This is a genomic window from uncultured Halovibrio sp. (genome assembly GCF_913056445.1).
Classification (GTDB): domain Bacteria; phylum Pseudomonadota; class Gammaproteobacteria; order Pseudomonadales; family Oleiphilaceae; genus Halospina; species Halospina utahensis_B.
This window is the reverse complement of record NZ_CAJXMA010000116.1, coordinates 1-6,636: the sequence shown is the minus strand read 5'-3', so window position 1 is coordinate 6,636 and position 6,636 is coordinate 1. Positions and strand designations below refer to the sequence as shown.

General features: G+C 59.6%; 8 protein-coding genes. All 8 read right to left on the bottom strand.

Features of this window, described 5'->3' with window-relative positions; genetic code table 11:
• The coding region (locus tag QZ501_RS14505; RefSeq protein ID WP_295720509.1) for an FAD-dependent oxidoreductase at positions 1-475 on the bottom strand (475 nt) is incomplete at its 3' end.
• Between the two features lie 47 nt (positions 476-522).
• On the bottom strand, positions 523-771 hold the full coding sequence (gene nqrM / locus QZ501_RS14500; protein ID WP_095617051.1) for a (Na+)-NQR maturation NqrM: 249 nt from the start codon (positions 769-771) through the stop codon (positions 523-525).
• 98 nt (positions 772-869) lie between these two features.
• Positions 870-2,096: an NADH:ubiquinone reductase (Na(+)-transporting) subunit F gene (gene nqrF, locus QZ501_RS14495; protein WP_151439370.1), complete on the bottom strand. Its 1,227-nt coding sequence runs from the start codon at positions 2,094-2,096 to the stop codon at positions 870-872.
• A gap of 36 nt (positions 2,097-2,132) precedes the next feature.
• A complete protein-coding gene (gene nqrE, locus QZ501_RS14490) occupies positions 2,133-2,741 on the bottom strand; it encodes an NADH:ubiquinone reductase (Na(+)-transporting) subunit E (RefSeq protein ID WP_151439369.1) in 609 nt (202 codons plus the stop codon).
• Positions 2,741-3,406, bottom strand: coding sequence for an NADH:ubiquinone reductase (Na(+)-transporting) subunit D (locus tag QZ501_RS14485; protein ID WP_151439368.1), 666 nt, complete (start codon positions 3,404-3,406; stop codon positions 2,741-2,743). The genes nqrE and QZ501_RS14485 overlap by 1 nt, the downstream gene beginning before the upstream one ends.
• Before the next feature lie 3 nt (positions 3,407-3,409).
• A complete protein-coding gene (locus QZ501_RS14480) occupies positions 3,410-4,210 on the bottom strand; it encodes a Na(+)-translocating NADH-quinone reductase subunit C (protein ID WP_151439367.1) in 801 nt (266 codons plus the stop codon).
• Positions 4,197-5,405: an NADH:ubiquinone reductase (Na(+)-transporting) subunit B gene (locus tag QZ501_RS14475; RefSeq protein ID WP_151439366.1), complete on the bottom strand. Its 1,209-nt coding sequence runs from the start codon at positions 5,403-5,405 to the stop codon at positions 4,197-4,199. The genes QZ501_RS14480 and QZ501_RS14475 overlap by 14 nt, the downstream gene beginning before the upstream one ends.
• Positions 5,406-5,408: 3 nt before the next feature.
• Positions 5,409-6,636: Na(+)-translocating NADH-quinone reductase subunit A (locus tag QZ501_RS14470; RefSeq protein ID WP_295720504.1), on the bottom strand; the 1,228-nt coding region annotated here is incomplete at its 5' end.

Sequence of the window (6,636 nt, the reverse complement as noted above, 5' to 3'; positions counted from 1 at the left end):
GGGAGAAATCCACATCCGGGGGCAGATACGGCGATGACCCCGTGGCGATCACGAAGCTGTCCGCCGTAATCCGCTGCCCACCTGTCTCCTCGTCATGCAGTTCCAGCTGGTTCTGGTCCAGGAAACGCGCGCGGCTGTGGAAGCGCTGTACCCGATTGCGGGCATAGAACCCGGTTCGAAGTTTAACCTGCTTGTTGCGCACGCGTTCGGCGTTCTGAAGGACCCGGGGAAAGGAGAACCAGCGTGGCTCGCCGATATCGCGGAACATCGGATTGGTGTTGAAGTTGATGATCTGCTTGACCGAGTAACGCAGCGCCTTGGACGGAATGGTTGCCCAGTGGGTGCAGTTGCCGCCAACCGTCTGCTTGTCATCCACAATGGCAACCCGCCGACCGTGCTTTGCCGCGTTCATGGCGGCCCCTTCGCCTGCAGGCCCGGCACCAATTACCACAACATCAAAATGCTGATCCGACATCCGCTCACTCACTCCTCTATCTACCTGAATTCCGTAACCGGTGCCGCTTAAGCCCGCCGGTCGCTGTCTGCATTGTAGGTCAGGTTATCCGCTTCTCCAGCGTCCGGCGCCTCGTCATCGTCGGAGCAGCTTCCCGAGGACCGCCCGCAGACGGAGCAGCCGCTGCCACCGCCTACCTGATTGCCCACGCCCCCGCACGAGCCGCTGATGGGCTTGCGCCCAAAGATGACCCCGATCGACATGCCGGCAATCAGCACCATCACAAGCACTACTGCCAGAACAAATGTCTCAAACATGATTACCTCCATACACGGACCCACCTATTGCCATGGTGACGCCCGGGCGCCAGTGGATTCAACCAAAAACACCCGACCTTGGTCGGGTGTTCGCGGGATCAGCCCCCGAAATCATCCAGGGCTATGTTCTCATCCTCGACGCCCAGATCCTTGAGCATCTTGATGGTCACCGCATTCATGATGGGTGGCCCGCACATGTAGTACTCAATGTCCTCGGGCGCCTCATGGTGCTTCAGATAGTTCTCATAGAGGACATTATGGATGAACCCGACGTCCCCTTCCCATTCGTCCTCGGGCAGTGGATCGGACAGCGCCACATGCCAATTGAAGTTGTCAAAGTCCTCCTGGAGCTGGTTGAAGTCCTCCACATAGAACATCTCACGCCTGCTGCGCGCGCCATACCAGAAAGTGATCTTCCTGTTGGTGTTGATGCGCTTGAGCTGGTCGAAGATATGCGCCCGCATCGGAGCCATACCGGCACCACCACCAATGAAGCACATCTCCGCATCGGTATCCTTGGCAAAGAACTCGCCGAAGGGACCCATCACCGTCATCTTGTCACCCGGTTTCAGGGAGAAGACGTAAGAGGACATCTGCCCCGGCGGATGGTTGGTCCCCGGCGGTGGCGTCGCGATCCGGATATTGAAGCGCAGCTCGCCCTTCTCTTCCGGATAGTTGGCCATGGAGTAGGCCCGTACGATATCTTCCTTCACCACCGACTTGATGTCCCAGAGACCGTGCTTGTCCCAGTCCTCGTGGTACTCCTCCTCGACGTCGAAGTCCTTGAAGTGCACCTCGTGCGCAGGCGCCTCGAACTGCACATAGCCGCCGGCACGGAAGTCCACTTCCTCACCTTCCGGCAGGTTGAGGATGGTTTCCTTGATGAAGGTGGCCACGTTGTGGTTCGACTGGACCGTGCACTCCCACTTGCGCACGCCGAAGAACTCCTCCGGTACCTCAACCTTCATGTCCTGCTTAACGGGCACCTGGCAGGAGAGGCGCCAGCCTTCACGCTGCTCCCGCGGCGTGAAGTGGTTCTTCTCCGTTGGCAGCACGGAGCCGCCACCCTCGTGAACCTTGCAAACGCACTGGCCACAGCTTCCGCCACCGCCACAGGCGGACGACAGGAAGATGCCCTGCTCGGCGAGCTTACCCAGGAGCTTACCGCCGCCCTGTGTCGTGAAGCTGTGTTCCGGGTCACCATTGACCTCGATCTCAATGTCACCGGAACTGACCAGTCGTGCCCGCGCACCAAGGATGACCGCGACCAGCGACAGGACGATCACGGTGAACATCACCACGCCCAGTATGATTTCTGTAACCATGACTCCGCCTTCTGCCTTGTATCCGAATACGCCGTATTACAGCGATATGCCCGAGAAGGACATGAAACCGAGCGACATCAGCCCCACGGTAATGAATGTGATGCCGAGTCCACGCAGTCCCGGCGGAACATCACTGTACTTGAGCTTCTCGCGGATGCCCGCCAGGGCCACGATGGCCAGGGCCCAGCCAACGCCGGCACCGAACCCATAGGCCACGCTCTCACCGAACGCATAGTCACGCTCGACCATGAACAGTGATGCGCCCAGGATCGCACAGTTCACCGTGATCAGCGGCAGGAAAACCCCCAGCGCGCTGTACAGTGCCGGCACATAGCGGTCCAGGAACATCTCCAGAATCTGGACCAGAGCCGCGATCACACCAATATAGGTCAGAAGCCCGAGAAAGCTCAGGTTCATGTTGGGCAGCCCTGCCCAGGACAGGGCGCCATCACGCAGGACATAGTTGTAGATGAGGTTGTTCACCGGGACCGAGATGGTGAGCACCACCACCACGGCAATCCCCAGTCCCATAGCGGCTTCTACCTTCTTGGAGATGGCCAGGAAGGTACACATCCCCAGGAAGAAGGCCAGCGCCAGGTTTTCGACAAAAACGGCCTGGAGGATGAGGCTGATATAGTGTTCCATCAGAACGCCTCCCGTACTTTATGGGGCTGCATCTCGAACTCCTCCTCCTCGATCTGGTCCGGATCCCAGATCCGCACGGCCCAGATGAAGAAGCCGATCAGGAAGAAGGCGCTCGGCGGGAGCAGCATCAGGCCGTTCGGGACATAGAAGCCGCCCTCACTGGCCAGTGGCAGTACCGTAAAGCCCATCCAGGTACCCGCACCCAGAATCTCCCGGAACGTGGCCACCACAATCAGGATCAGGCTGTAGCCCAGGCCGTTACCAAGACCGTCCACAAAGCTCAGCCAGGGCCCGTTCTGCATCGCGAACCCTTCGGCCCGGCCGAGGATGATGCAGTTGGTGATGATCAGGCCCACGAACACCGAGAGCTGCTTACTGATCTCGTAGGCGAACGCCTTGAGGAACTGGTCCACGACAATGACCAGGGAGGCGATGATGGTCATCTGGACAATGATCCGGATACTGCTCGGAATCTGCTTGCGGATCAACGATACCGCAAAGTTTGAGGCACAGGTCACCGCGATCACGGAGGCACACATCACCAGACTCACCTTGACGCTGGACGTAACGGCCAGAGCCGAACAGATGCCCAGAATCTGAAGTGCGATCGGGTTATTGTGCAGTATGGGTCCAAACAGGACGTCTTTGGTTTTCAGTTCCGCCATGGCTCAGATCTCCCCGTTGCGCACCTTGGCGAGGAAGGGCGCATAGCCCCGCTCGCCAAGCCAGAAATTGATCGTACTTTCAACACCCCGGGATGTCAGCGTCGCCCCGGAAAGCGCATCAACCTTATGCTCGCGGCCCTCGGTGTTCTCGCCCACACCACCCTTGATCAGGCGGAAGTTGGGGGTCTGCCAGTTGCCCGGCTCGTAGATTTTCTTACCCTTCCACTTGGCAACCCAGTCCGGGCTCTGGATCTTCGCCCCCAGCCCCGGAGTCTCACCGTGCTCGTAGAAGCGCAGGCCGGCTACAGTGTTCGCATCCCCTTCAAGGGCAAGGAAACCGTACATGGTGGACCAGAGTCCATAGCCGTGAATCGGTAGAACCACCCGCTCCACCGAGCCATTGTCCTTCAGAACGAAGGCCTTGCGGTACATTGCCTGGCGGTTGATGCCGGCCGGATCATTCTCAAGCCCCCGGGAGATATCCGGATCGCGGGAAGCCCGGCGCTGGTCATAGGATTCCACGGATTTCGCCTTGGCTTGTTCAGGCGAAACCGTCTCACCGGTTCCCATTTCCACCAGCAGCACATCAAACCGGTCAAACGTTTCCGCGACCCTGTCATTGGATGCATCCGCCTCAATGATTCCGGCTGCGGCAAGCATGTTGGAACGGGTGCTCAGAGCCTCATTCCGCTCCTGAGCCGGCCGCAGCGTGACCGCCGCGCCGGAGACAATCACGGAGAAGACGATGCTGAGCGTTACGGCGACGATCAGGATCTTGCTGACGGTATCGTTAGACTGCGACACGGGCCTGCCTCCGCTTGATATTCGCCTGAATGACGAGGTGGTCGATGAAGGGTGCGAACAGGTTCGCGAACAGGATTGCGAGCATCACCCCTTCCGGGAATGCCGGATTCACAACCCGGATCAGTACCGTCATCACGCCGATGAAGATGCCGAACACCCAACGCCCGGTGTTGGTCATGGACGCGGACACCGGATCCGTCGCCATGAACATCATGGCAAACGCGAAACCTCCGATCACAAAGTGCCAGTGAGGCGGAATCTCAAACATCGGATTACTGTCGGAGCCCACCGCATTGAACAGCAGCGCCGTGCCGATCAGACCTATCAGCGTACCAAACACGATGCGATAACTGGCGATCTTCATCAACAGCAGCACAGCACCACCGATCAGGATCGCCAGTGTTGACGTCTCACCGACGGACCCCTGCATGAACCCGAAGAAGGCATCAAACCAGGTCAGATGATTGCTCAACCCCTCCATGCCACTGGAAGCAGCGACACTCAGTGCGGTCGCACCGCTGAAACCGTCCACGGCGGTCCAGACCTCGTTGCCCGAGATCTGGGCGGGATACGCGAAGTACAGGAAGGCCCGCCCGGTCAGTGCCGGGTTCAGGAAGTTCTTGCCGGTACCCCCGAAGATCTCCTTGGCGACAACCACACCGAAGGTGATGCCCAGCGCCACCTGCCACAGGGGAATAGTGGGCGGCAGGATGAGCGCGAACAGAATGGAGGTGACAAAGAACCCTTCATTGACCTCATGCTTGCGCACGGTCGCGAAGAGCACTTCCCAGAAGCCGCCAACCACGAAGGTCACGAAGTAGATGGGAACGAAATAGGCGGCACCGAAGATGATGTTATCCCAGATGCTGCCGGGGTCATTGCCCGCCAGTGCGGAGATGAAGGCGGCACGCAGCCCCTCGTCCGCCATGGCCATGCCCTGCTCGGCCAGATAGGTGTTGGCCTGGTAACCCGCGTTCCACATACCGAAGAACATGGCCGGGAAGACACAGAACCACACGGTGATCATGATCCGCTTGAGATCAATGCCATCACGCACATGGGCGTTGGTCCGGGTCACCGATGGCGGTGTATAGAAAATGGTGTCCACCGCTTCGTACAGGGGATACCAGCGCTCAAAACGCCCCCCTTTCTCGAAGTGCGGCTCAATCCGGTCGAATATCTGTCTCAGCCCCATGAATCAGCCCTCGATCTCAATGCGCGTCAGATTCTGTCGGAGAATCGGCCCGAACTCATACTTGCCGGGACACACGAAGGTGCACAGAGCAAGGTCTTCCTCGTCGAGTTCCAGTGCCCCGAGTTGCTGGGCCTGTTCGGTGTCCTGAACGATCAGCGAACGCAGCAGCTGGGTGGGCAGAATGTCGAGGGGCATCACCTCCTCGTAGACTCCGATCGGAACCATGGCCCGCTCTGAGCCATTGGTGGTGGTTGTGAAGTTGAACCGCTTACCCGGCATCAGCTTGGAAAGGTAGATATTGAGGCGGGAGAACCGGTTGGACCCGGGCGAGAGCCATCCCATGAAGTGCCGGCGATAGCCTTCTTCAAGGGCGGTGACCTGGGTGGCCGTGCGTGCCAGATAGCTTACCGGCCCACGTGCGGCGCGGCCGCCCAGCACGGAGCCGTTCACCAGCCGGATATCCATATCGCCCTGCTCCAGCTCACCTTCGAGCAGTTCCTCGAGGCTGGCACCGATACGGGTGCGAAGCAGACGCGGCTTGGCGGCACAGGGACCGGTAATGGCCACGATCTGTTCCGTGGGCAGCATGCCGGTGGTGAAAAGGCGGCCGATGTCCATCACATTCTGGTAGCCCACCGTCCAGACCACTTTCTCACCGCCCACGGGGTCAATGAAGTGGATATGGGTGCCGACATTGCCGGCGGGATGGGGGCCATCAAACGTATGCTGCTGGAACTGGTCGCCCGAGGGCATCGGTATCCGGGCATCCGGGCCACTGCCCAGGTGGACGGCGCCACTGGTCAGCCGTGAGAGTACGCGCAGACCGTTCTCGAACGCCTCGGGATCCTCATTGATGATGGTCTGGGGATCCGGCGCCAGCGGATGAGTATCCATCGCGGAGACGAAAATCGCGTGAGGCTCCGGCGCATCAATCGCCGGCACCTTGCTGTAGGGACGGGTTCTGATCACCGTCCACATGCCGGAATTGACAAGGTTATCCACCACGTCCTGACGGGCAAGCCCGTCAATCTCGGAAGCGCTGTAACGGCTGAAGGTTTCCGCCTCCTCATTCTCATCCACTTCGATGACGAGAGACTGGAAAACACGCCGTTCCCCGCGGTTGATTTCCCGGACGGTGCCACCGGCCGGAGCGGTGTAGACAACGCCTTCGTTCTTCTTGTCCGTGAAAAGGAGCTGCCCCCGCTTAACCTGGGCGCCCTCCCGAACCTTC